Source organism: Croceitalea vernalis (assembly GCF_031846405.1).
In the GTDB taxonomy this organism is placed as follows: Bacteria; Bacteroidota; Bacteroidia; order Flavobacteriales; family Flavobacteriaceae; genus Croceitalea; species Croceitalea vernalis.
This window is the reverse complement of the sequence record NZ_JAVRHU010000001.1, coordinates 109,316-134,644: the sequence shown is the minus strand read 5'-3', so window position 1 is coordinate 134,644 and position 25,329 is coordinate 109,316. Positions and strand designations below refer to the sequence as shown.

The following is a 25,329-nucleotide window of genomic DNA, read 5'->3' as shown; positions in this document are numbered from 1 at the left end:
TTTAATGAATCAAGATTATATAAAGCCAAACCCTTGGTCACTTATTGAGGAGGGTTTTGAAACAGATAGAGTTAAATCTTCTGAAAGCCTATTTAGTATTGGTAACGGCGCTATGGGTCAGCGTGCTAATTTTGAAGAGTACTATTCCGGCGATACTTTTCAAGGAAGCTACATAGCAGGTGTTTATTACCCAGATAAAACTAGAGTAGGATGGTGGAAAAACGGATATCCAGAATATTTTGCTAAAGTTCTAAACGCTCCAAATTGGATTGGAATCAATATTCATGTTAATGAACAAGCGCTTGACTTGGCCACTTGTAAAAAGGTTACTTCTTTTAAGAGAGAATTAAACATGAAAGAAGGTTGGTATATACGCAGTTTTCAAGCCACTCTACCCAATGATATTGAAGTAAAAGTTGATGTTCAACGATTTTTAAGTTTGGACTTAGATGAGCTTGGTGCCATTGAATATAAATTGACGGTCTTGAATTCGGATGCTAATATCAGAATGACACCTTACATTGATAGCGGTATAACTAATGAAGATAGTAACTGGGACGATAAATTTTGGAATACTACAAGTGTAGCTTCAATTGGCAATCGTGCTTTTATCGAAGCACACACCATGAAAACCAATTTTGCTACATGTACTTTTATGGAAGCCACAGCAGAAGTCAACAATCAAATGATTGAAGTTTTAGAGCTTCAAGATGAAGAGCTTGTTGTTGGTTGCCAATTTCAGCATGAACTTAAAACAAACGAAACTATTACATTAACTAAGTATGGTGGATATACTGTTTCAACAAATCATAAACCTTCAGAACTAATTGATGCCGCAAATCATCTTTTAAATGAAGCTTCAGAATTAGGATTTGAGGTTTTATTAAAAAAGCAAAAACAAACTTGGGCTGCTATTTGGGAAATGAGTGATATTACAATTGAAGGTGATGTTAAAGCTCAACAAGGCATTCGCTTCAATATTTTTCAATTAAATCAAACTTATTTAGGTAAAGATTCTAGATTGAATATTGGTCCTAAAGGATTTACTGGAGAAAAGTACGGCGGTAGTACCTACTGGGATACTGAAGCGTATTGTCTTCCATTTTATATGGCTACTAAAAACCAAGAAGTGGCATGGAGTTTATTGGAATATCGTTACAATCATTTAGAAAAAGCTATTGAGAATGCGAAAAAATTAGGTTTTTCAAACGGTGCGGCATTATATCCTATGGTAACCATGAATGGAGAAGAATGTCATAACGAATGGGAGATTACTTTTGAAGAAATACATAGAAACGGAGCAATAGCTTTTGCAATTTATAATTATTACCGTTTTACAGGTGACTATAGTTATATACCTGAAATGGGTCTTGAGGTGTTAATAGGCATTGCTCGATTCTGGCATCAACGTGCTAATTACTCATCAAAAAAGAAAAAGTTTGTCATTTTAGGTGTTACTGGACCTAATGAATATGAAAATAATATCAATAATAATTGGTATACGAACTATTTAGCAAAATGGTGTATCAAATACACATTAAAACAATTGCAAAAAGTTAAAGATGGATATCCGGTTGATTATGATCGAATCATTGCCCATACCAAATTGACTTCTGATGAGACGGATTTATGGGATGAAGTTGCGTCTAATATGTTCTTTCCTTTCTCAAAAAAGCATCAAATATTTTTGCAGCAAGATGGGTTCTTAGATAAAGAACTGATTAAGGTTAATGATTTGGCTAAATCAGATCGACCAATTAATCAAAAATGGAGTTGGGATAGAATTTTGCGTTCACCTTACATAAAACAAGCTGATATTTTACAAGGATTTTATCTTTTTGAAGAAGATTTTTCTATAGAAGAATTAGAGAAACATTTTGATTTTTATGAACCTTTTACAGTACACGAGTCTTCATTATCACCATGTGTACATAGTATTCAAGCGGCTAAACTAGGCCGGATGGATCAGGCTTACACATTTTATTTGCGAACTTCTCGATTAGATTTAGATGATTATAATAAAGAAGTTGAAGAAGGTTTACATATTACTTCAATGGCAGGTACTTGGATGAGTATTGTTGAAGGGTTTGGCGGTATGCGGGTGCTTGAAGATAAACTTTGTTTTACTCCTCAAATTCCAAAACAGTGGAAATCTTATTCATTTAAAGTCAATTTTAGAAATAGGATAATCAAGGTTAGTGTTTCTGTTGATAACACTTCTTTTGAACTAACAGGTCAAGAAGAAATGTCAATAAGAGTAAATAATCAACGTGTAATCTTACTACCAGGCAAACAAGTCAATGTATGAAAAGACTTTTAACCTTGACCATCATCGTAGTTGCTTTAATTCATAGCTGTAAAAGAGAAAACATTAAAAAAATAGAACCTGAAGTTATGCAAAAAAGGAAAGTGGTGGTTTATCAGGTTTTTACTCGTCTTTTTGGGAATACTAATACCACAAATAAACCTTGGGGAACGCTACGGGAAAATGGTGTAGGTAAATTTGATGATTTTGATGATAAGGCCCTTCAAGAAATTAAAGACTTAGGTATTACACATATGTGGTATACAGGTGTGCCGCATCATGCAGTTATCAATGATTATTCATCAATTGGAGTATCACATGATGATCCTGATGTTGTTAAAGGTAGAGCTGGTTCCCCTTACGCGGTGAAAGATTATTACAACGTGAATCCTGATTTGGCTCTTAATCCTATTAATCGATTAGAAGAATTTAAGGCTTTGATAGATAGGACTCACCAACACGGTATGAAAGTAATTATTGATATTGTGCCTAATCACGTTGCCCGAAATTATGAAGGTTTAACCAACCCGAAAGGCGTAAAGGATTTTGGCGCTGATGATAATACTAATGTGGAATATTCTAGGGACAATAATTTCTATTATATTCCCAATAGTGAGTTTGAAGTTCCTGAATGGCAAGATGGATATTTGCCCTTAGGAGGTGCCAAAAATAATTTAGTTGATTCCAAATTTAAAGAAGCACCTGCTAAATGGACTGGCAATGGTTCTAGATCTGTTCGACCACATACTAATGATTGGTATGAAACTGTTAAAATTAATTACGGTGTTCGACCAGATGGTTCTTATGATTTTGAAACCCTTCCAAGTCAATATGCACAAGAAGATTTTAAATCTCACTTTGAATTTTGGAAGAATAAAGACTTACCTGATTCATGGTATAAATTTAGAGACATCACTTTGTATTGGCTAGATTTTGGAGTAGATGGCTTTCGATTTGATATGGCAGAAATGGTACCCGTGGAGTTTTGGAGCTTCTTAAACTCATCGATAAAAATGAAGAACCAAGATGCTTTTATTTTAGCAGAAGTATATAACCCTAAATTGTACAGAGATTATATTTATAAAGGAAAAATGGATTACCTCTATGATAAAGTAGAGTTATATGATAGTATAAAACATATTATGAAAGGTTATGGCTGGACTGATCATATACCTGTTGTTCAAAATGGTTTAAAAGACATTGAACATCATATGCTTCATTTTTTAGAGAATCATGATGAACAAAGGATAGCAAGCCCTGATTTTGTAGGAAAAGCTGAAATAGCAATGCCAGCAATGGTTGTTTCTGCAACTATAAGTTCATCACCTACTATGATTTATTTTGGCCAAGAAGTAGGAGAAGATGGTTCAGAAAATGCTGGTTTTGGGAGCCCAACAAGAACTTCAATATTTGATTATGTTGGAGTCCCTGCACATCAACGTTGGGTGAATAATAAAAAGTACGATGGAGGACAACTTACGGACTCAGAAAAAGAGCTCCGTGATTTTTATAAGAGACTTCTAAATTTTACAATTAACAGTTCTGCCTTAATGGAGGCATATCAAGAAGTTCATTTTTACAATAAAGAAAATACAGAAGGTTACAATCATAGAGTATTGTCTTTCGTGAGGTGGAGCGAAGATGAAAAGTTAATTATTGTTTCTAATTTTGATGAAATTGAAAGCTTTGATTTCGAATTGAAACTACCGAAAGATATTGTAGCAAAATGGAATTTAAAAAATCAACAATATAAAATTAAAGATGAATTATATGGTAATTTTGAAACTATAGAAATCGATAATGGTATTGGAAAAATTCAAGTTTCATTAAAGCCATTACAGTCTTATATTTTTCGCGTCATAGAATAATAAAAATAAATAATAGGCTTAATTTCAGAAATGAATAGTTTCTCAAATTGTATTTTTAGGCATTAATTAAGATAAATGAAAATGAAGAAAGTTTTATTCTGGGGAATTTTTTGTTTGACATTACTAAGTTCATGTGAAATGGATAAAAAAGAACTTTTAGTTATTGGCCATAGAGGTGCAATGGGTTACGAAACCGAAAATACACTTGCATCTATACAAAAGGCATTGGACTTGGGTGTAGATATGATTGAAATTGATGTTTTTAAAATTAAAAGTGGTGAAATCATGGTCTTTCATGATCAAACCTTAGATAGAATTTCTAACGCTCCAGGTAATATTGAAGAGTATTATATTGGTGATTTAAAACAGGTGATTTTAGATGGCAATCATAGAATACCAACACTTCAAGAAGTTCTTAAATTAATTGATAATAAAGTTGCACTAAATATAGAATTGAAAGGTACTAATACCGCCGACCGAGTAAATTTCATTACCAACTACTATGCTGAAAAGCATGGTTGGAGCTCTGAAAATTTTGTGATTTCAAGCTTTAATTGGGACGAATTGAAATACACTCGAGAATTGAATCCTGATAGAGCAATAGCTGTTTTAACTGAAGATGAAGCTTTTGATGAAGCAATAGCGATGGCAAAAGAATTGAATGCCGTTGCAGTTAATCCTTGGTTCAAAACCTTAACAGCTGAAAAAGTAAAGCAAATACAAAATGAAGGTTTTAAGGTATATACTTATACCGTAAATGAACCTGAAGATTTACAACAAATGTTAGATTTTGGTGTAGATGGTGTTTTTACCAATTACCCAGATAGAGTTCAGTGATTTATGATGTAATTATTGCAGGTGGCGGGGCTGCAGGCTTTTACGCCGCAATTCAAATTGCAGAAAATAATCCCAAACAGAAAATTGCAATTTTTGAACGAGGCAAAACCGTCCTGGGTAAAGTAAAAATATCTGGTGGTGGCCGTTGCAACGTTACGCATGCTGAGTTTAACCCTCAAGAACTTATTAATAATTATCCTCGTGGTAAAAAAGAATTATTAGGGCCGTTTCATACCCATAGTACTGGCGATATTATGCAGTTCTTTGAGGAACGGGGGGTTCCTTTAAAGATCGAAGAAGATGGTAGAATCTTTCCTGTTTCTAATAGTTCTCAAAGTATTATAGATTGTTTTTTGAATGCGACTGAAAAGTATTCTATTGAGGTTCTTCGTAATAACCCCATCAAATTAATTGAACAATCTTCAGAAATAAATGAAGGCTGGCAAGTGGCTACTAAAAATAAATTTTACCATTGTCAAAAACTTCTTATCGCAACTGGTAGCAGTCCAAAAATGTGGGATTTACTACAAAAAATGGGTCACAGCATAATACCTCCAGTACCATCTTTATTTACGTTTAATATAAAAGACGAAAGAATAAAAGGAATTCAAGGTTTAAGTACCAAAGCCGAGGTCAGAGTACTACCAAAGAAAAAGTACGATGCAAAGATTTCCATACAACTTAAGAGTGCCGTTAGGCAAGAATCTCTTTTGGAATCTGAAGGGCCCTTGTTAATTACACATTGGGGCTTAAGTGGTCCTGCCATTTTAAAATTATCTGCATGGGGAGCAGCTGTTTTAAATGAGCTGAACTATAATTTCCGAATTGAGGTAAATTGGTTGCCCGAATATAGTACTATGTCATTGGAGCGTTTATTTATGGAAATAAAAGAGGTCGAAGCTAAAAAGACAATCTTAAAAACAAAAGCTGTTGATATTCCAAGACGTCTATGGAACAGTTTGGTAAAAGCTTCAGGAATAACACCTGAGCTGAGGTGGGCTGACGTTTCAAAAGAAAGCATTAGATCTTTATCAAGGCAGTTAACAAGATGTACATTGAAAGTAGAAGGGAAAAGTACTTTTAAAGAAGAATTTGTTACAGCTGGTGGGGTTGATTTGAAAGAAATTAATTTTAAAACTTTTGAAAGCAAAAAACTAAAGAACATCTATTTTGCCGGAGAAGTTATAAATATTGATGCCATTACTGGCGGGTTTAATTTTCAAAATGCATGGACTGGAGCCTATATTGCAGCTCAAGCTATTGTAAATACCCAGCAATAAAAGCCGCCAAAATTCCACCTATAATTGGTGCAACAACAGGAACCCAAGAATACCCCCAACCGTGAGAGCCCTTATTTTTTATGGGAACCAAAGCATGAATAATTCTCGGACCTAAATCACGAGCTGGATTAATTGCGTAACCCGTTGTTCCTCCTAAAGAAAGACCAATTGACCATATAATTAATGCAACTGGTAAAGCACCAAGTGAACCCAGACCGATAATGGTATTATCATCTGTAATTGTTGCATCAGTAAAAAACAATACTGCAAATACTAAGACGAAAGTTCCTAATATTTCAGTCAAAATATTAATCGGAATATTTTTGATTGCAGGAGTATTGCAAAAAACACCACGTTTGGCATCTCCATCCTCAGTTATGTTAAAATGATCTTTATTCATTAACCAAACAAAAAATGCTCCTAGCATCGCACCTATAAACTGCGCGATTATGTATTTGGGTACATCATATATCGAAAATTCTCCAGCAAAAGCTAATCCAATACTAACAGCAGGGTTTAAGTGCGCACCGCTATAAGGCCCTGCAACCACCACGCCTGTATAAACTGCTAATGCCCAACCGGTTGTAGTAACAATCCAGCCTGAGCCGCTACCATAAGTCTTGTTTAATGAAACATTGGCATTAACACCACAACCTAAAAGAATTAAAAGAAAGGTGCCGACAATTTCGGCTACAAATGGACTCATATTTTGGTTTTATTTAAAAAGATTTTTACTTAATTTTTTGTCCAATGTTCTAGGGCATCAATTGCTTTGTACCAACCTTTAATTCCGTCATCAATTGTTTTTCTATCAGAGGTTGGTTTAAAATGTATATCAGTTTGCCAAATATCTTGAATTTCTTCTTGACTTTTCCAAAACCCAACAGCTAATCCTGCCAAATATGCTGCCCCCATAACCGTAGTCTCAATAATCTTTGGGCGTACAGTTATCGTATTTAAAACATCTGACTGAAACTGCATTAATAAATCATTTACAGTAGCACCACCATCTACCCGAAGTTCTTTTATTGAAACATTGGAATCAGCTTCCATTGCTTTTAATATATCCATTGTTTGGTAGGCGATGGAATCCAAAGCTGCGCGAGCAATGTGCGCATCAGTGCTGCCTCTTGTTAGTCCAAACAGAGTTCCTTGGGCCTGTTGGTTCCAATGAGGAGCACCTAATCCCGCAAATGCTGGCACAAAATAAACACCTTCGGAGTTTTTAACTGTACTGGCCAAAGCTTCAACATCGGCCGACTTTTGAATAATTTTCAAACTATCACGAAGCCATTGAACAACAGCCCCAGCAATAAAAATACTTCCTTCAAGGGCATAGGTTGTTTGTCCATTAATCTTCCAAGCAACGGTGGTTAAGAGATTGTTTTTTGATTTTGTAGGTTTATCTCCAATGTTCATGAGCATAAAACAGCCAGTTCCATAGGTGTTTTTAACCATTCCTTTTTTGTTGCACATTTGTCCAAAAAGAGCGGCTTGCTGATCACCGGCAATACCTGCAATAGGTATTTTATTAGCAAAAAAGTTAGGACTTGTATGACCGTATACTTCGCTTGATTGTTTTACGCCTGGCAACATACTCTTAGGAATGGTAAAAATTTCTAGAAGCTCTTCGTCCCATTCCATTGAGTTAATATTAAAAATCAAGGAACGAGAGGCGTTTGTTACATCGGTAATATGTAATTTTCCTTGAGTCATTTTCCAAATTAACCAAGAGTCAATTGTACCCCAAGCTAATTCACCAGATTCAGCTTTCGCTCTTGCTCCTTCAACATTATCTAATATCCATTTTACCTTAGTTGCCGAGAAATAAGAATCAATGACCAGACCTGTTTTTTCACGAATCAAATCAGTGTTTCCGTTCGCTTTTAACTCATCGCAAAAGCTTGCAGTTCTTTTATCCTGCCAAACAATGGCGTTATAAATAGGTTCTCCGGTTTTTCTATCCCATACAACAGCTGTTTCACGTTGATTTGTGATGCCTATTGCAGCTATTGCTTGCCCTTCTAAACCTTTTTTTGTAACTGCTTCTGCAGCAACACCTGCCTGAGTTGACCATATTTCTGTAGCATCATGCTCTACCCATCCTGGTTTTGGAAAAATTTGGGTAAACTCTTTTTGAGCTATAGAAACTATGACGCCTTTCTTATCAAAAACGACAGCCCTACAACTGGTTGTGCCTTGATCTAAGGCTAAAATATACTCACTCATAAATATTAATTAGTTCACGGAATTTACTAAAAATAAATGTGCTAGTTTTAGAACAAAGCAAAAATTATAATGAAGTCTTATATCTGTTTTTTAAGAGGAATAAATGTTAGCGGTCGGAAAAAAATTAAGATGGCTGAGTTGAAAGAAACTTTAGGTAAGAGAGGATTTGACAATGTAAAAACATATATACAAAGCGGAAATTTGGTTATTAAATCTAAAAAGCCATTTAAAGAATTACAATCAATAATTGAAAAAAGTATCAAACAAGATTTTGGGTTTGATGTTCCCGTATTACTAACAACTAAAGTAACTCTTGTTAATATTTTGGAAGGTATTCCATTTAAAAATGCAGATGAAAAGAATTTATATTTCACCTTTTTAATTGATGAGCCTGATAAATTTCTAGTGAACGATTTTAAAGAATTGCAATTTATTAATGAAGAATTTTTCGTTACTGAAAATTGTGTTTATTTAAATTGCAAAAAAGGTGCTGGAAGGGCTAAGTTGAATAACAATTTGATAGAAAAAAAGCTTAAAGTAAATGCCACAACTCGTAATCTGAATACTCTTAAAAAAATGATTGAAATGACCTCTTAAGTTCATTAATGAATGAGCTCAAAAACTTAATTTAATTCCCAAATTTTAAAATTTAATGCTGTTGCGAAAAGAACCCAAAACAAATATGGAACCATTAAAATAGCAGCTTTTTTACTTACGACGTTAAACCATCTTATGGTTAACACAATTAGTACTAAAAGTATTAAAATGACAAACAAAGCAGCTAAAGGATTTTTTAGTCCGAAAAAGATAATGCTCCATGATGCATTTAATAACAGCTGAAAACCGAAATGATAAAGTGCAGTTTTGACCCAAACATGATGAAATCCTTTGCCCCAAACGATTCCCGCAGCAACCCCCATCATGACATAGAGTATAGTCCATACAGGAGCAAATAGCCAGTTAGGCGGGTTAAAACTCGGTTTATTTAAGGTTATATACCAATCATTCACAGAACTTTGGGTAGCAAAACTAGATAAGAAACCAATTAAAAGGCAAACAATTACAGCAATTACTATTTTGGTGACTTTTCTTCTCATGGTAGTGCAATTCTTACTAAAATAACAATTAATTTCAATTGAACGCTACCATAGCGGTACTTCATTTATCTTTGCTAAAATTGCTTTTAATGACCGAGAATAATTTCATCTTTGATGACGAGTTTGTAATATCTTCAGAAGGAAGAGTTGGTTGGAAGGCTCCTAGTAACATCGCTTTAGTAAAATATTGGGGTAAAAAACCAAATCAGATTCCTGCTAATCCATCTATAAGTTTTACACTTGATGCCTGTGCAACTACAACTACTGTTACCTACAAAAAGCTAGATAAAATATCATCTGACTTTTCGTTTGATTTATTTTTTGATGGAAAGGAAAATCAAGATTTTAAACCGAAGATTCAGACATTTTTTGAAAGAATTGATAAGTATGTGCCTTTTCTTAAATCATGTCATTTAAAGATAGAAACATCTAATTCCTTCCCTCATAGTAGCGGAATTGCTTCTTCAGCAAGTGGAATGGGAGCATTGGCGCTTTGCGTTATGTCAATAGAAAAACAATTAAACCCAGAAATTACTCAATCATATTTTAACCGAAAAGCATCTTTTCTTGCGCGTTTGGGTTCAGGTAGTGCTTGCAGAAGCATCGAGGGTCCTTTTATACAATGGGGAAAGTATGGAGGAATAAAAGAAAGTTCTAATTTGTTTGGCGTTTCTTATCCATTTAAGGTGCACTCAAATTTTATGAATTATCATGATACCATTTTATTAGTTCATAAAGGACAGAAAACCGTAAGTAGTACGGTTGGTCATGAGTTAATGCACAATCACCCATTTGCAAATCAAAGATTTGAGCAGGCTCATAACAATTTAGATAAGTTAGAGCAAGTGTTTGAAAAAGGAGATTTGAATGAGTTTATTAAAATTGTAGAAAGTGAAGCGTTAATCTTACATGCAATGATGATGACGAGTTTGCCTTATTTTATTTTAATGAAGCCAAATACTTTGGAAATTATTAATAAAATTTGGTCTTTCCGTGAAGCTACGAATACCCCTATTTGTTTTACGCTTGATGCTGGTGCAAATGTTCATGTTTTATATCCTGAAATGGTAAAAGAAAAAGCAATTCAATTTATTCAAGATGAATTAGTTGTGTACTGTGAGAACGGACATTATATTTGTGATCGGATTGGTCAAGGGGCAACAAAAATAGCTTAAGGATGTCCATAATTTTTAATGGATTTACACGTTTTCTCTTAAAGCCAAGCCAAACTATAGTGTAAACTTTTGATTTAGACCTCACTTTGTTTATCTTTACAAGCGAAGTGATTAAACAAAATTTAAGTTTATCATTCAAAACCTATGAAAGGACCATTATTCTATTCAAAAATTCTGCTGTTTGGCGAATATGGAATTATAAAAGATTCTAAAGGCCTTTCAATTCCTTATAATTTTTTTAAAGGTGCATTGAAGACAGATGATAATCCGTCTTATGAAGCGGTCAAATCAAATCAAAGTTTGATTGGTTTTTCCGAACATATTGGTAATCTTCTGGCTGATGGACTTTTTGAATTTGATATTGAATCGCTTAGAAATGATGTTTCGGATGGAATGTATTTTGATAGCTCTATACCACAAGGCTATGGAGTCGGAAGCAGTGGTGCATTAGTTGCAGCTATTTATGATAAATATGCACTTGATAAAATTACCGTTCTAGAAAATTTAACACGAGAAAAACTTTTAAAGTTGAAAACCATTTTTGGTCAAATGGAATCTTTTTTTCATGGAAAATCTTCTGGTTTAGATCCTTTAAATAGTTACTTAAGTTTGCCAATACTGATTAATTCCAAAGACAATATTGAGTCCACAAGTTTACCAACTCAAAACAGGGCGGGTAAGGGAGCTGTATTTTTATTGGATAGTGGAATTACTGGTGAAACTGCTCCAATGGTACAGATTTTTATGGAGCAAATGAAGCAAGAGGGCTTTAGAAGTATGCTTAAAGATAAATTTATCAAGCATACTGATGCTTGTGTCGATCATTTCTTAAATGGTGATATTAAGAGTCTTTTTGGTCACATGAAGCAACTATCTCATGTGGTTTTAGATAATTTTAAACCTATGATTCCTAAACAGTTTCATGATTTATGGAAAAGAGGTATCGAAACCAATGATTATTATCTCAAGTTATGTGGTTCAGGTGGCGGAGGCTATATTTTAGGTTTTACTGAAGATATTGATAAAGCAAAAATTTCGTTAAAAGGTCATAACTTAGAAGTGGTTTACAACTTCTAAAATCAAAACATGTTTACTAGAAAAAATAAACTCCTTCTTTTTAAGTTGTTGAGTCTATTTTCTGTTGTTAGAGGATATAATATTCTAATGATAACCTTTGCCCAGTATTTGGCATCCATTTACATACTTTCACCTAATTTACCTTTAAGAACTGTTGTTTTCGATATTAATCTTTTTTTAATTGTCACCGCTTCTGCTTTAGTAATTGCATCAGGCTACATCATAAATAATTTTTATGATGCTGAAAAAGACCTTATTAATAAACCAACCAAAAGTATGTTAGATAGGTTGGTAAGTCAGCGCTTTAAATTGACTACCTATTTTGTTTTAAATTTTATTGCAGTTTTGGCAGCAAGCTATATATCATTTAGGGCGGTTTTGTTTTTTTCGGCCTATATCTTTGGAATTTGGCTGTATTCTCATAAGTTGAAACGAATTCCTTTTTTAGGAAACTTGGTTTCCACTACTTTGGCGATTGCTCCGTTTTTTGTGGTTTTTGTTTATTATAAAAATTTTGAAGCTGTAATTTTTGTTCATGCGTTGTTTTTATTCTTATTGATGCTGGCAAGAGAAATGATTAAGGATTTGGAAAATATTGCAGGTGATTTGGCTCAGAATTATAGGACCATTCCTATTCTTTATGGAGCTAGAAAAGCAAAATCTTTAATAATGTTTTTAGTGATTTTCACCCTTATACCAGCATGGCTTCTAGTAACTAAGTTTGATGTTGGTTTAATGTATGTTTACTTTACAGGTAGTATGCTGTTATTGGTGTTTTTTATTATTTTATTATTTAGAGCAACTGATAAAAAACATTACGTTTGGCTTCATAATATTTTAAAGTTCATAATAGTGGTTGGGGTTTTTAGTATCCTTTTAATTGATGTTGATTTGGTCTTAAATAGAATTATATAATGGAGAATTTATTGAATGTGGCATTAGCTCAAATAGCTCCAGTTTGGCTTAATAAAAAAGCAACAATTGCGAAAATTGAAGCATCAATTATTGAGGCCTCGCAAAATAAGAGTGAACTAATCGTCTTTGGCGAAGCTTTGCTTCCTGGTTATCCGTTTTGGTTGGCACTCACCCAAGGAGCTAAATGGAATCTAGAAGTTAATAAACAGCTTCATGCACATTATGTTCGTAATTCTATTCAAATAGAATCTGGAGAATTAAATAGTATTTGTGATTTAGCTAAAGAATATTCAATTGCCATCTATTTGGGCATAATGGAAAGGGCAAAAAATAGGGGAGGTCATAGTATTTATGCGTCCTTGGTTTATATTAATGAACAGGGCGAAATTAAATCTGTCCATAGAAAATTACAACCAACTTATGACGAACGTTTAACATGGGCACCTGGCGATGGAAATGGATTACAAGTGCATCCCCTAAAACAATTTACTGTTGGGGGACTTAACTGTTGGGAGAATTGGATGCCATTACCAAGAGCTGCATTATATGGTCTAGGGGAAGACTTACATGTAGCAGTTTGGCCCGGTAGTGACCATAACACTAAAGATATTACCCGATTCATCGCCAGGGAGTCTCGCAGTTATGTCATCTCCGTTTCGGCCTTAATGCATAAAGAGAATTTTCCTGAAGAAACACCATATATTAAGGAGATACTATCCGAGGCGCCTGATACTTTGGCAAATGGAGGTTCTTGTATCGCAGGGCCAGATGGAGAGTGGTTGGTAGCACCTATTATTGACAAAGAAGGCCTAATATATCATACACTTGACTTTAATCGCGTATTTGAAGAACGTCAAAACTTTGATCCCGTTGGACATTATTCAAGGCCTGATGTTACTAAACTCATTGTAAATAGAGGGAGACAATCTACCGTCGAGTTTAACGACTAATTAGTGCTCTTAATTTATTTAGAAATTAATTCTGACTTGGGAAGTGTGAAGAAGAAACTAGAGCCAATATTCAAAGAACTTTCTACCCAAATCTTTCCTCCATTTAATTCAATTAGCTCTTTACATAATGAAATGCCTAATCCGGTACCTTTTTCTTTATTAGTTCCAACAGTCGAATAGGTTTTATCCGTATTAAAAATTTCATCAATGGTTTTTTTATCCATACCAATACCCGTGTCTTTTATATATATTTCCCAGAAATTGAGTCTATCGGCTGCTCCTATTGAAATTTCTCCGTTTTCTTCGGTAAATTTTAGAGCATTGTTTAAAAGGTTTCTTACGACAACATCTAAATGATTCCCATCTGCAAAAGAAACAATATTGGATGAAATATTATTTTGAATAGAGATTGATTTTTTTGAAGCTATTTCTGATAGTAATGAGATATTGTCATCTAAAATATTTTGTACAATGTTGTTCGTTGGATTCGTTGTTAGTCCATTAATTTGTGTTTGTCCCCAATGCAATAGATTATCAAGTGTAAATGCTATACTGTCAATATATGTTTTGAGTTTAGGAACAAAGGCTATAAATTCTTTTTTGCTTATGGAGCCTTTCAAATGGAGTTTAATAAGTTCTTGAAAAGAAATTATAGGCCCCCGTAAATCATGACCTACAATTGAAAATAATTTATTTTTTGTCAAGTTAGTATAGCGCAGTTGTTTTTCACTCTGTTTGAGATTAGCTTGTTGAATCATTAATTTTTGATTTAATGATTTATAATTTTTCTCGTTTCTTTTAACTAAAAAAAGGACGGTTAGTAGAAAAATTAGAATACCAATAGATATAAAAACATATGATTTTTGCTTGGCTACTAATTCTTCATTTGCTTCGATAAATTCTTCTTTTTCTTCCTCATATTCCTTTTGCGCTTTAAAAAGCATAAGAGCTTTATTATTTTCTTTAATACTTAAAGAATCTTTTAATGTTTGGTATTTTTCATAATACTTCAAAGCGGTTTCAAATTCCCCATTACTTTTATTTATTAAAAACAACATGCGAGCACTATCTTTAGATCCTTTTGTAAAAGTTAGCTTTTCAGAAAGTTTTCTTGCTTTGTTGGCATACTTAAAAGAGAGCTCATTTTTATTAAGACCTAAAAGTGCCTCAGACATTCCGAGTAACATTCTTATTTGGTAGTATTCATCATCTAATTCTTTATAAATAGCCTCACTCTTTTGGTACCAGAGAACGGCAGTTTCAAATTCATTCTTTTTTAGAAATAACTTTCCTTTTATTTCATAGGCATACGCGAGCCAATCAAGAATTGCATTTTCTTTAAATATTTTTAGGGAGTAATCTAGGTTTTTTAGTGCTATATCAAATTTCTTTAAATCGATATTAAGGTGTGCTATGTTGCAGTTAGTTTTTGCCAAGGCAATTGGCTTGCCGAGTTTTACTCTAATAATTTTGGCTTTAGTGTAGTAATTGAGAGCCATATCATAGTCATTTAATTGTAAATAAAGAGAGGCTATGTTAGCATTGAAATTGGCAAGAGATGTAAAGTTTTTTAAAGATTCGGCTCTTTCTTTTCCTTCTAAATAAGTTTTTAGTGCTAGAGTGAAATTACCCTTGAACTCATATTCGTATGCAATAGCATCTATAGTAGTTAACTCTAATTCATATTCAGCATGTTCTTTCGCCTGGTTATTTGAAATTGAGAAGTTTTTTAGTGCCAGCTCATGCTTACCTTTTTTCGAAAAAAAAGTCCCTAAGTTGAAATAACACTTGGCTTTTCCAATTTTAAAATCTATGGACTCACTTAAGCCTAGAGCTTCATTAGTTAGTAAATAAAGGGTGTCTAAATTATAAAATCTATTTTCAAATGCTAAGTCCAATAGGGTATTAATATAAAGTGTGTCTTTTTGGAAATTAGGTAATGTTTTCTTTAAATTTTCAACTTGCTGTTTTATACTATCACGTTTAGTAATTTGAGAAGATAAACTAGTAAGAAAGAAGCAAAAGATAAAAAAGGAGATACGAAATCTGATTTTCAAAATTTAGAACTTTTGTGTTTGATAAAGATTTATTTTTCAATCAATTGGTAGCCTTGTTTAATTCCTTTTTCAATTGGTGGCACACCGCGTTCCATCCACATTGGTTTAGGTTTTCCTTTTAAATAATGGTCAAAAAATTGTGCCATGCGAATACTAAAATCAGTTCGATTTTGATACTTCAATGGCCAGTGTGGTTCTCCGTTGTAATTTAAAAACCATGAAGGTTTGCCTAATCTACGTAGACTTACAAAAAATTCAATGCCTTGATACCATGGAACATGACCATCCGCATCGTTATGCATTATCAATAAAGGGGTGTTGATTTTATCAATATTAAAAATTGGGGAGTTCTCGATATATCGAGCGGGGTATTCCCATGGAGTGCCACCAATTCTGCTCTGAGTGTGTTCATATTGAAATTGTCTACTTAAACCAGTCCACCATCTAATACCGCCATAAGCACTAATCATATTAGGAACAGGCGCCCCAGACTCAGCAGCCTTAAAAATATCGGTTTTGGTAACTAAATATGCAATTTGGTAACCGCCCCAACTATGACCTTGTACACCAATATTATCCTTATCAATAAATCCTTTTTCAATTAATGAAGTTACACCAGGGATAACACAGTTATATGCACTTTCTCCCGGATATCCAATTCGATATTCTACATCGGGATTAAAAATCACATAACCTCGACTTGTAAAAAAACTATAATTAATAGTAGAACGCTCAGGTTTTGGATACCTATGCCTATGAATTCCATCTGAGCTTCGTTCATAAAAATTGACTAGTAGAGGATATTTTTTAGTTGGGTCAAAATCTTCCGGTTTAACCAACATCCCTGATAACACTTTCCCGTCTAACGAAGTCCAATTAACCAATTCAATGGTACCCCAATTATAGGATGATTGTTGTGGATTCGCTTCGCTAAGTTTTATATCTTTTTTAAAATTTAAGTCCGTTAAGCGTATATCAGGAAAAGTCTCAAAAGATTCTTTTGAATAAATTACGGTATTACTCAATTTTGATTTTTGAAAATTGGAATAACGATAAGGACCTTCAATGAGTTGTTTTATAGAATTATTCTTTGGATTGAATTCTGCATACCCAGCATTTTTAGTGGTTTCATTAAAGGTTCTTAAAATCCACTTTTCATTAATATTTAAGTAGTGTTTTTCTTTATCCAATTCTTCATAGCGATATACAGTTTTGGTTGCTCTGCCATTAGTTAATCGAACAGATTTTTTTGTGTCAGGATTGAATTTCCAAATATCATATCTATCATAAATGACTATTTCTTTATCATCTTTTGTCCAGCCTGCAAGACCGTAGGCTCTAGGAAAATTAGGTGAGTCATTACGTTCATCATAAAAAATGCTACCCTTTGTGAGGCTTGCATAGCTTTTAGTATTAAGATTATAGGCGAACCATGTACTATCTGTACGATTGTAACCATAACCATAATTTGTTTTTGGACTCAATCTCATTCTGGGTATTTGCTTCAACTCTAAATGAGTTTCTCCTGTTTCTGTATTGATAACCTTGTAGTCATAAGCTCTACGTCCTGTCCATTGACTTGGTAGTTCGTAAGGCATACTTGTATTTACAAGCGCAAATTTACCATTACCCTCATCACCTAATTCCGTATTCATAAAGGCAGAACTCGCCAATTGAACTATTTTATTATTTTTTAAATGATAAGCCGATGTAAATGATTGAATACTATCATTTTTAAGTTGTAATTCTTGAACAGTGTATAATTTAGGTTCATTATAGGTCCATACTTCTACATTTACAATTTCTTCTGCCAACAGGGAAGTATCTTTTTCAATTGGAGGTTTAGAAAGGCCAAAAAATAATGTTGACTCATCTTTTGAAAAATGAACCTCGCCATATTTTGAAACAACGTATCCGCTTGGTGTGGTTGCATTATCTGCTATTTTCATAGCTGTTTTTTGACCTTCTTTCCATAAATAAAGTTCGTTAGGTCTTAACTGAATTTTGGAAGTATCAGTATCTACAACAAATCCCAAATTCTTACCAGATTCACTGAAGTTCATCTTAAAGTATTTAGCTTTAGTTGCTTTATGCAATACAATTTTCGAGTTGGATACTAAATTCATTATAAAAACCCCTGAGGAATCTTTTTTGGTTTCACCTGTTGAAGAATAGGCTAGATATTTTCCTTTTTCGGCAAAAATGTAATCTTTTACAAATTTGATAGTATCTTGAGAATTGTTTTCTAGATTTCTAAGAACTAAATGATACCCATTGTCTTTTCCAACTTTTTTAAGTTTTTCTTTTTTCTTTTCCTTTGTTTTAGTTGAATCTTTTTCTTCTAAGGTTTTCTCTTTTTTAATGTCTTCTAATTGATATGCTACAAAACCGGACCATTTTTTCGGAACTTTATATGATTTTATATTCCCTATTTTAGAAAGGGATTGTGTCTTTAAATTGAAAATTGCCAAAGAATCTTTCGGGAGGTTTTTCTTTTTAACTTTACGCTTTTTCATTGCAATAACACTGTCTTTCCAAGCATTTATATTAAAAATCGCGTATTTTGAATTATAAGTAAATTGACCTTTATCCGCTCTATCATATTCTAAAATAAAGTTGCCATTTGAATCTTGTATTTTTAAAAAGTTGTCTTTTTCACCACGTTCAATACTATAAATTACATGCGAACCATCAGGTGATATTGTGGCGTCTTGAACTGTACTCCAGATTTTATAATCCGCATGATCTAAAACCTTTTTTTGAGCTAATATAGTTGTCCCGAAAAGTGCGAGAAGTAGAAATAAAATTTTACGATTCATTTTGGTTGAATTAGTTACTATAAATATAAGTGTTAATTGCATGCTATATTAGGTGTTTATAATTCTCATTTTCGTTAGAAAGAGCATTTGTAAAAGCCTACCTTTGTCAAAAATTAATGACTGATGGCGAAATCAGACTATAAGGGTAAGCGCAAACCCAATTCAGATAGCAATAAAAACCGACCAACTGGTGGGTTTAGAAAAAAGAAAGACTTCTCAAGAAGTACACCTCCTAAAAAGCGAAAAGCACCACCAAAAACAAATACCAATCCTGATGCGATTAGATTAAACAAATACATTGCAAATGCAGGTGTTTGTTCTCGTCGAGAGGCCGATACGTATATTGCGGCCGGCAGTGTCACTGTAAACGGTAAGGTGGTATCTGAAATGGGCTATAAAGTAATGTTGACTGATGATGTTCGCTATGATGGACAGCGACTAAACCCTGAGAAAAAAGAGTATATTTTATTAAATAAACCTAAAGGGTTTATTACCACGACAAATGACGAAAAAGGCAGAAGAACAGTAATGGAATTAATTTCTAGTTCATCTAATAATCGATTATTTCCTGTGGGCAGGTTAGATAGAAATACAACGGGTCTTTTAATGTTTACGAATGATGGCGATATCACCAAGAAATTGACCCATCCGAAATTCGGAGTTCGTAAAATTTATCATGTTGTACTCGACAAAAATGTTACTCTAGCAGATTTAAAAAAAATTCAAGCTGGTCTTGAATTGGAAGATGGACCAGTTCAAGTAGATGAGGTTTCTTACATTAGTGGCACTACCAAAAAAGAAATTGGAATTGAAATTCATTCAGGTCGTAACCGAATCGTAAGGCGCATTTTTGAACATCTAGAATATAAAGTAGTGAAGCTGGACCGAGTAGTTTTTGCTGGATTAACCAAAAAAGATTTGCCTCGTGGTCATTGGAGAAACCTTACGGCTCAAGAAGTAATTAATTTGGGGATGATAAAATAGTAGGTAAATGAAATACCAGAAGGCGCATTTCTCCGTGTCGCTAGTTTTTTTATTACTTTTTTGTGCAATGTCTCTTTCACAGAATGATGCGACCTTAATTATTAATATTTACGATACTTATCTCGTTTTTGATTATACTACTTTCTTTATAATTTTTGCACAGTGGTTTGGCTTAATTGGATTGGGCTATTGGATACTAGCCAGATTTAATATTAAAATGATTTCAAGCCTTCAATTGGCACATTTTATAGGTTCATTAATCTTGTTGATTCCACTTTGTTTTCCAAAATATTTTAGAATAGAAGATAAAGACTTTCCTTATTTAGGAGCTAGTGACAAAATATATTACCAATATGATGAATCTGCAATTTTCCTTTTGGCTTTACTATTATTTATAGCGGTGCAACTTGTTTATTTTTTGAATATTTTGATATCAACATTGAGGAGAAACAAATATTGAAATTCTTTTGCTATCTAAAGCGTAGTTAGTACTACAGGTTTTTCATTTTTGCTTTAATCATATCTAAACACAAATTTCCTAAACTGCCTTCATGAGAATGGTCTATATCCTTTTTAGGTTTAAAATTTCCATTTTCAATGGCTTTGCCCATGGTTTTATAGGCATCTCGAAAGGGTATGCCAGTTTTAACCATTTCGTTTAAAGTATCAACACTGAATAGATAATCATATTTAGGATCTTCGAGAATGTCTTTTTTAACTTTAACTTCATTTAGACTAAAAGTCATAAGCTCTATACAAGCTTTCATGTCTTGCAATGCAGGAACTATAATTTCTTTTACCAACTGTAAATCACGATGATAACCGCTCGGTAAATTATTGGTAATTAATGTAAGTTGGTTAGGAATAGCCTGAATTTTATTGCATTTGGCGCGAATTAATTCAAACACATCTGGATTCTTTTTATGAGGCATAATACTGCTACCAGTAGTTAACTCATCTGGAAAGGAAATGAAATCAAAATTCTGACTCATATAAAGCGTAATATCCATAGCCAATTTGGACAAGGTTCCAGCAATACTAGAGATGCCAAAGGCAGTAGCTTTTTCCACCTTTCCTCTGCCCATTTGGGCAGCAACGACATTATATTTCATAATATTAAAACCCATGTCTTTTGTTGTAAAACTTCTATCAATTGGAAACGAACTTCCATAACCTGCGGCGCTTCCTAGCGGATTTTGATCAGCAATTTTATGTGCCGCTTGCACAAAAAACAGATCGTCAATTAAACTTTCTGCATAAGCCGAAAACCATAGTCCAAATGAAGATGGCATAGCAATTTGTAAGTGAGTATAACCTGGAAGCAAGACTTTTTGATGCTTTTCTGCTAGAAGAAGGAGTTTATTGAAAAGGAGTTTTACTTGAGATTTAATCTCAGTTAGTTCTTCTTTTAAATACAAATGCATCGCCACTAAAACTTGATCGTTTCTTGATCTAGCTGTATGAATCTTTTTACCGGTATCACCAAGTTTTTCAATTAATAGGAATTCAATTTTGGAATGCATGTCTTCAAAAGTCTCTTCAATAGTGAAGTCTCCTTTTTCAATTGACTTTGCAATGGCATCTAATTCACTTATCAAAGCCTTGGATTCTACCTCAGTTATCAAACCAACTTTGCCTAGCATTTTAGCATGTGTCTTTGAAGCTATTACATCATATTTAGCTAAAACTAAATCAAGTTCGCGGTCGTTGCCGACAGTGAAATGGTCTATTTTCTTATCGGTATTAAAACCTTTATCCCAGAGTTTCATAGTTCAATTATCAGTTAGCAATGGACTATAACTAATGGTCCGTTATTTATTAATTATTGGTCGATGTTAAGAATCCTTCAAGAATATCAATGTACAAACCTACCCCTTCTTCTACTTCTCTTACATAAATAAATTCATCTGCAGAATGGGAGCGAGGACTATAACCTGGTCCCAATTTTAAGGATTGGCAACTCAATTTTGCTTGGTCAGATAATGTTGGCGAACCATAGGTTTCCCTACCTAATGCGATGCCAGATTGTACCAGAGGATGGTCAAGTGAAATTGAAGAACTGTCTTTGTTCAAAGATCGAGGGGTTAATTGACAAGGTGCTTCTTTTTGAAGAATGTCATTAATTTCTCCATTGGAATAGCAATCATTTACCCTTGTATCAATGACCAAATCAACATGCGCAGGTACAACGTTGTGTTGACTGCCCGCGTTTAGTTGTGTAACGGTAATTTTAACTGGCCCCAATACTTCTGACACTTTTTCGAATTCATAGTTTTTGAACCAATCCAAAATTGCTGCTGTCTTGTAAATAGCACTATCATCATTTGGATGTGCTGCATGTGAAGGGGTTCCAAGAATTTTCCCGTCATATACAATTAATCCTTTTTCAGCAATGGCAAGTTGCATTTCTGTTGGTTCGCCTACAATAGCGACATCAATTTCTGGAAGAATGGGCAACAGGGCAGATAGGCTCTTCGCACCGGCATCTTCTTCTTCACCGGTTGCAGCCATAATAATATTATGACTGAGGTCTTTTCGCTCATAAAAGTGAACAAACGTTGATAATAATGAACATAAACAACCTCCGGCATCATTGCTTCCTAAACCATATAGCTTTCCATCCTTTATATGAGCATCAAACGGGTCATTGGTATAAGCGGAATTTGGTTCAACTGTATCATGGTGGGAGTTCAATAATAGGTTCGGTTTGCTTTCATCATAATATTTGTTGTACGCATAAATATTGTTGTACTGTCTTTTGGTCTCTACTCCAAACTTCTTCAACCAAGCTTCAATAGCATTACCGGTTTTCTCTTCTTCTTCTGAAAGAGAAGGAATTGCAATTAGTTGTTTCAATAAATCCAAAGCTTCTTGTGCTAGTGTGTCTTTATCAATCGTCATAAAACTAGTGTTGTGTAATTGGTATTTTCTTTCTCAAATAGGCCTAAATTACCTATTCTTACTTCTTTTACTCCATTTTTAAGGGCGTGAAAACAATTCTGCATTTTAGGAAGCATGCCATTTGCAATACTGCCTTCAGATATTAAACTTTCATAAGAATTTGAATCAATTTTTTTAATGACTGAGTTTTTATCCTGAAAATTTTGAAGGACTCCATTTAGTTCAAAACAATAATAGAGCGTAGTTTCAAAGGTTGTGCTCATCCCAATCGCTAATTCTGAGGCAATGGTATCCGCATTAGTATTTAATAATTGTCCCTTTTGGTCATGAGTTAAAGCACAGAAAACTGGCGAAAGCTCAAGTTTCAAAAGATTACTTATGAGATTTGTATTTACACCGTCTACATCACCTGCAAAGCCGTAATCAATATCAGTTACAGGTCTTTTATGAGCATGAATGGAATTGCCGTCAGCCCCACTCATTCCAATGGCATTGCATTGTAAAGATTGTAGCTTAGAAACAATTTTTTTGTTGGTTAATCCACCATAAACCATAACGGCAACATCTAAACTTTCAGCATCGGTTATTCTTCTGCCATTTACCATTTTAGTAGCAATGCCCATTTTTTCTAAAACTTGGTTGGCTTTTTTTCCCCCTCCATGAACGAAGATTTTAGGCCGATCAATTTTTGAGAATAAGTCTAAGAACTTAAAAAGTTCAGACTCATTTTCAATGATGTTACCACCTATTTTTATTATGGATAATTGCTGTTTCACAGTTTTTCTAAAATTCTCTTTAATACTAATTGTACCGAATAGGTTCTGTTATTTGCTTGTTCAATTACTAAACTTTGATTGCTATCTAAAACAGCATCTTCGACCACCACGTTTCTTCTGACTGGCAAACAATGCATGAATTTGGCATTACCCAATTTTTCTTTTGTCATCATCCATTTTTTATCTTGAGATAAGATTTCACCGTAATCTGAGTAGCTACTCCAATTCTTTACATATACAAAGTTCGCATTTTCTAAAGCCTTTTCTTGGTCGTGAACAATTGTACATCCTTTTGTGATTTTAGGATTCAACTCGTATCCCTCAGGATGTGTAATCACAAACTCTGCATCTTGTAATTTCATCATCTCCACAAAAGAATTAGCAACAGCATGGGGCAGTGCTTTCGGGTGTGGTGCCCACGAAAGAACTACTTTAGGTTTTTCTTTAGTCTTGTTTTCTTCTAATGTAATTGCATCAGCCAAGGCTTGTAAAGGATGGGTCACAGAGCTTTCCATATTAACCACGGGAATACTAGCGTAGTTTCGAAATCCGTTCAATACGAGTTCTGCCTCGTCTTTTTCCTTATCGATTAAACCAGCGAATGCTCTAATAGCAACAATATCAGCAAACTGGGAAACTACCTGAGCAGCTTCTTTAATATGCTCAGATTTGCCTTGATCCATGATAGTTCCGTCTTCAAATTCTAATTGCCAACCTTCACTACCAAAATTCATTACCGTAACTTGCATGCCTAAATTCATTGCTGCTTTTTGAGTGCTTAAACGAGTTCGTAGACTATTGTTGAAAAATAATAGGCAAACTGTTTTTTGGTTACCTATTGTTTTCAATTGGTGTGGATTTTCTTTTATAGCAATAGCTTCTTTTACAGCTTCCTGTAAATTTTCTAAGTCGTTAATAGATAGGTAGTGTTTCATTTTAGTTCTGCTTTAAGAGCATCAAAGAAAACATCAATATGATTTTTTGTGATATTTAATGCCGGTAGAAATCTTAATAGTTTTTTATTGGCTGAACCACCGGTAAAAACATGTTGCTTGTAAATGAGTTTTTTGCGTAAATCTGCAACTTCAAAATCAAATTCTAAACCTAACATTAATCCCCTGCCTTTGACCTTTTTAATCGCCATAATTTCTTTTGTCTTTCCATAGAAATAACAACCTAATTCGTTGGCATTTTCAATAAGATTTTCATTTTCTAAAACTTCTAGTACAGCCATAGTTGCCGCACATGCCAAATGGTTTCCACCAAAGGTTGTTCCAAGCATGCCGTAAGAGGCCTTAAGAGATTGATGAATTAATATTCCACCAACTGGAAAGCCATTACCCATACCTTTGGCAATGGATATGATGTCTGGTTTTATACCGTGATGTTGAAACCCAAAAAACTTACCACTTCGGCCAAAACCAGATTGTACTTCATCGGCAATAACTAAGACATTATTTTCTTTACATTTTGCCTCAATAAATTGATAGAATTTTGAACTTGGTTCATCTAAACCGCCAACTCCCTGAATAGCTTCTAGAATTACGGCGCAATACTCCCCGGTCTTTAAAGCGGCTTCCAAACCATCAAAATCTTCAAAAGCTAGAAATGTAACTTTTTGTTGCAGATTTATAGGAGCATTAATTTTTATATTATCCGTGGTGGCTACTGCTGCTGAGGTTCTACCATGAAAAGCGTTGTTAAAAGCAATTACTTTTGATTTCCCAGTTTGGAATGATGCCATTTTTAAGGCATTCTCATTTGCTTCTGCTCCTGAATTGCATAGAAATAAGTTATAGTCATCGCAATCAGAAAGTACACCCAGTTTGTTTGCTAGTTCAGCTTGTAAAGGATTTTGAATTGAATTGCTATAAAAACCAATATTATCTAACTGATTCTTTAACCGGTTAACATAATGAGGGTGTGAATGTCCTATAGAAATTACTGCATGCCCGCCATAAAAGTCTAAATATTTTTCTCCCTTATCATCAATGACCTCAACGCCTTTTGCTGAAACTGGAGTTACATTATAAAGTGGATATACATCAAATAGTTTCAT

At 33.9% G+C, this 25,329-nt stretch carries 21 protein-coding genes; 11 read left to right on the top strand and 10 right to left on the bottom strand.

Annotation, left to right across the window (positions count from 1 at the left end):
* Positions 1 to 4 precede the first annotated feature (4 nt).
* The 4 genes from RM520_RS00565 (at position 5) to RM520_RS00550 (ending at position 6,290) form a co-directional block, all read left to right on the top strand.
* Positions 5 to 2,308, top strand: coding sequence for a glycoside hydrolase family 65 protein (locus tag RM520_RS00565; RefSeq protein ID WP_311386612.1), 2,304 nt, complete (start codon positions 5 to 7; stop codon positions 2,306 to 2,308).
* Positions 2,305 to 4,173, top strand: coding sequence for an alpha-amylase family glycosyl hydrolase (locus tag RM520_RS00560; RefSeq protein WP_311386611.1), 1,869 nt, complete (start codon positions 2,305 to 2,307; stop codon positions 4,171 to 4,173). Before RM520_RS00565 ends, RM520_RS00560 begins: the two co-directional genes overlap by 4 nt.
* 81 nt (positions 4,174 to 4,254) lie before the next feature.
* Positions 4,255 to 5,010, top strand: coding sequence for a glycerophosphodiester phosphodiesterase (locus tag RM520_RS00555; RefSeq protein WP_311386610.1), 756 nt, complete (start codon positions 4,255 to 4,257; stop codon positions 5,008 to 5,010).
* Positions 5,010 to 6,290: a BaiN/RdsA family NAD(P)/FAD-dependent oxidoreductase gene (locus RM520_RS00550; RefSeq protein WP_311387379.1), complete on the top strand. Its 1,281-nt coding sequence runs from the start codon at positions 5,010 to 5,012 to the stop codon at positions 6,288 to 6,290. The genes RM520_RS00555 and RM520_RS00550 overlap by 1 nt, the downstream gene beginning before the upstream one ends.
* On the opposite strand, the gene RM520_RS00545 is transcribed toward RM520_RS00550, so the two are convergent.
* Both RM520_RS00545 and glpK read right to left on the bottom strand, forming a co-directional pair.
* Positions 6,268 to 6,996, bottom strand: coding sequence for an MIP/aquaporin family protein (locus RM520_RS00545; RefSeq protein ID WP_311383749.1), 729 nt, complete (start codon positions 6,994 to 6,996; stop codon positions 6,268 to 6,270). The two genes, RM520_RS00550 and RM520_RS00545, sit on opposite strands and share 23 nt — an antisense overlap.
* A 29-nt stretch (positions 6,997 to 7,025) precedes the next feature.
* A complete protein-coding gene (gene glpK, locus RM520_RS00540) occupies positions 7,026 to 8,519 on the bottom strand; it encodes a glycerol kinase GlpK (protein WP_311386609.1) in 1,494 nt (497 codons plus the stop codon).
* 69 nt (positions 8,520 to 8,588) lie between these two features.
* Here glpK and RM520_RS00535 point away from each other — a divergent pair, with 69 nt between their 5' ends.
* Positions 8,589 to 9,116: a DUF1697 domain-containing protein gene (locus RM520_RS00535; RefSeq protein WP_311386608.1), complete on the top strand. Its 528-nt coding sequence runs from the start codon at positions 8,589 to 8,591 to the stop codon at positions 9,114 to 9,116.
* 26 nt (positions 9,117 to 9,142) lie between these two features.
* On the opposite strand, the gene RM520_RS00530 is transcribed toward RM520_RS00535, so the two are convergent.
* Positions 9,143 to 9,616: a TspO/MBR family protein gene (locus RM520_RS00530; RefSeq protein WP_311386607.1), complete on the bottom strand. Its 474-nt coding sequence runs from the start codon at positions 9,614 to 9,616 to the stop codon at positions 9,143 to 9,145.
* An 89-nt stretch (positions 9,617 to 9,705) separates the two neighbouring features.
* Between RM520_RS00530 and RM520_RS00525 the strand changes: the two genes are divergently transcribed.
* The 4 genes from RM520_RS00525 (at position 9,706) to RM520_RS00510 (ending at position 13,733) form a co-directional block, all read left to right on the top strand.
* Complete coding sequence (locus RM520_RS00525) at positions 9,706 to 10,791, top strand: diphosphomevalonate decarboxylase (protein ID WP_311386606.1); 1,086 nt, start codon at positions 9,706 to 9,708, stop codon at positions 10,789 to 10,791.
* A 144-nt stretch (positions 10,792 to 10,935) separates the two neighbouring features.
* On the top strand, positions 10,936 to 11,868 hold the full coding sequence (locus RM520_RS00520) for a mevalonate kinase family protein (RefSeq protein ID WP_311386605.1): 933 nt from the start codon (positions 10,936 to 10,938) through the stop codon (positions 11,866 to 11,868).
* Positions 11,869 to 11,877: 9 nt separating this feature from the next.
* Positions 11,878 to 12,783 carry a geranylgeranylglycerol-phosphate geranylgeranyltransferase gene (locus RM520_RS00515; protein WP_311386604.1) on the top strand — a complete coding sequence of 302 codons (906 nt, stop codon included), beginning with the start codon at positions 11,878 to 11,880 and terminating at the stop codon, positions 12,781 to 12,783.
* Positions 12,783 to 13,733 carry a carbon-nitrogen hydrolase family protein gene (locus RM520_RS00510; RefSeq protein WP_311386603.1) on the top strand — a complete coding sequence of 317 codons (951 nt, stop codon included), beginning with the start codon at positions 12,783 to 12,785 and terminating at the stop codon, positions 13,731 to 13,733. Before RM520_RS00515 ends, RM520_RS00510 begins: the two co-directional genes overlap by 1 nt.
* A 14-nt stretch (positions 13,734 to 13,747) precedes the next feature.
* Here the strand turns inward: RM520_RS00510 and RM520_RS00505 are convergent, their stop codons facing one another.
* Both RM520_RS00505 and RM520_RS00500 read right to left on the bottom strand, forming a co-directional pair.
* A complete protein-coding gene (locus RM520_RS00505; protein WP_311386602.1) occupies positions 13,748 to 15,631 on the bottom strand; it encodes a tetratricopeptide repeat-containing sensor histidine kinase in 1,884 nt (627 codons plus the stop codon).
* A 188-nt stretch (positions 15,632 to 15,819) separates the two neighbouring features.
* Positions 15,820 to 18,609, bottom strand: a complete 2,790-nt coding sequence (locus RM520_RS00500; protein ID WP_311386601.1) for an alpha/beta hydrolase family protein — start codon at positions 18,607 to 18,609, stop codon at positions 15,820 to 15,822.
* A 123-nt stretch (positions 18,610 to 18,732) separates the two neighbouring features.
* Between RM520_RS00500 and RM520_RS00495 the strand changes: the two genes are divergently transcribed.
* On the top strand, positions 18,733 to 19,593 hold the full coding sequence (locus tag RM520_RS00495) for a pseudouridine synthase (RefSeq protein WP_311386600.1): 861 nt from the start codon (positions 18,733 to 18,735) through the stop codon (positions 19,591 to 19,593).
* Positions 19,594 to 19,600: 7 nt separating this feature from the next.
* On the top strand, positions 19,601 to 20,053 hold the full coding sequence (locus RM520_RS00490; protein WP_311386599.1) for a hypothetical protein: 453 nt from the start codon (positions 19,601 to 19,603) through the stop codon (positions 20,051 to 20,053).
* A 31-nt stretch (positions 20,054 to 20,084) separates the two neighbouring features.
* Here RM520_RS00490 and argH read toward each other — a convergent pair whose 3' ends face one another.
* From argH to RM520_RS00465, 5 genes are read right to left on the bottom strand one after another with little or no spacing between them, the layout of a single operon-like run.
* Positions 20,085 to 21,362 (bottom strand): argininosuccinate lyase, encoded by a 1,278-nt coding sequence (argH, locus tag RM520_RS00485; protein WP_311386598.1) that lies wholly within the window; start codon positions 21,360 to 21,362, stop codon positions 20,085 to 20,087.
* A 49-nt stretch (positions 21,363 to 21,411) separates the two neighbouring features.
* Complete coding sequence (locus tag RM520_RS00480) at positions 21,412 to 22,494, bottom strand: M20/M25/M40 family metallo-hydrolase (protein ID WP_311386597.1); 1,083 nt, start codon at positions 22,492 to 22,494, stop codon at positions 21,412 to 21,414.
* Positions 22,491 to 23,270, bottom strand: a complete 780-nt coding sequence (gene argB, locus RM520_RS00475) for an acetylglutamate kinase (RefSeq protein WP_311386596.1) — start codon at positions 23,268 to 23,270, stop codon at positions 22,491 to 22,493. The genes RM520_RS00480 and argB overlap by 4 nt, the downstream gene beginning before the upstream one ends.
* Positions 23,267 to 24,205: a Rossmann-fold NAD(P)-binding domain-containing protein gene (locus RM520_RS00470; RefSeq protein ID WP_311386595.1), complete on the bottom strand. Its 939-nt coding sequence runs from the start codon at positions 24,203 to 24,205 to the stop codon at positions 23,267 to 23,269. Before RM520_RS00470 ends, argB begins: the two co-directional genes overlap by 4 nt.
* Positions 24,202 to 25,329: an aspartate aminotransferase family protein gene (locus RM520_RS00465; protein ID WP_311383733.1), complete on the bottom strand. Its 1,128-nt coding sequence runs from the start codon at positions 25,327 to 25,329 to the stop codon at positions 24,202 to 24,204. Before RM520_RS00465 ends, RM520_RS00470 begins: the two co-directional genes overlap by 4 nt.

Coding starts and splice junctions, on each gene's coding strand:
- RM520_RS00490 (WP_311386599.1), top strand. CDS start 19,601: ATGAAATACCAGAAGGCGCATTTCTCCGTGTCGCTAGTTTTTTTATTA.
- RM520_RS00535 (WP_311386608.1), top strand. CDS start 8,589: ATGAAGTCTTATATCTGTTTTTTAAGAGGAATAAATGTTAGCGGTCGG.
- RM520_RS00515 (WP_311386604.1), top strand. CDS start 11,878: ATGTTTACTAGAAAAAATAAACTCCTTCTTTTTAAGTTGTTGAGTCTA.
- glpK (WP_311386609.1), bottom strand. CDS start 8,519: ATGAGTGAGTATATTTTAGCCTTAGATCAAGGCACAACCAGTTGTAGG.
- RM520_RS00470 (WP_311386595.1), bottom strand. CDS start 24,205: ATGAAACACTACCTATCTATTAACGACTTAGAAAATTTACAGGAAGCT.
- RM520_RS00510 (WP_311386603.1), top strand. CDS start 12,783: ATGGAGAATTTATTGAATGTGGCATTAGCTCAAATAGCTCCAGTTTGG.
- RM520_RS00565 (WP_311386612.1), top strand. CDS start 5: ATGAATCAAGATTATATAAAGCCAAACCCTTGGTCACTTATTGAGGAG.
- RM520_RS00555 (WP_311386610.1), top strand. CDS start 4,255: ATGAAGAAAGTTTTATTCTGGGGAATTTTTTGTTTGACATTACTAAGT.
- RM520_RS00530 (WP_311386607.1), bottom strand. CDS start 9,616: ATGAGAAGAAAAGTCACCAAAATAGTAATTGCTGTAATTGTTTGCCTT.
- RM520_RS00545 (WP_311383749.1), bottom strand. CDS start 6,996: ATGAGTCCATTTGTAGCCGAAATTGTCGGCACCTTTCTTTTAATTCTT.
- RM520_RS00525 (WP_311386606.1), top strand. CDS start 9,706: ATGACCGAGAATAATTTCATCTTTGATGACGAGTTTGTAATATCTTCA.
- RM520_RS00480 (WP_311386597.1), bottom strand. CDS start 22,494: ATGACGATTGATAAAGACACACTAGCACAAGAAGCTTTGGATTTATTG.
- RM520_RS00495 (WP_311386600.1), top strand. CDS start 18,733: ATGGCGAAATCAGACTATAAGGGTAAGCGCAAACCCAATTCAGATAGC.
- RM520_RS00500 (WP_311386601.1), bottom strand. CDS start 18,609: ATGAATCGTAAAATTTTATTTCTACTTCTCGCACTTTTCGGGACAACT.
- argH (WP_311386598.1), bottom strand. CDS start 21,362: ATGAAACTCTGGGATAAAGGTTTTAATACCGATAAGAAAATAGACCAT.
- RM520_RS00520 (WP_311386605.1), top strand. CDS start 10,936: ATGAAAGGACCATTATTCTATTCAAAAATTCTGCTGTTTGGCGAATAT.
- RM520_RS00465 (WP_311383733.1), bottom strand. CDS start 25,329: ATGAAACTATTTGATGTATATCCACTTTATAATGTAACTCCAGTTTCA.
- RM520_RS00560 (WP_311386611.1), top strand. CDS start 2,305: ATGAAAAGACTTTTAACCTTGACCATCATCGTAGTTGCTTTAATTCAT.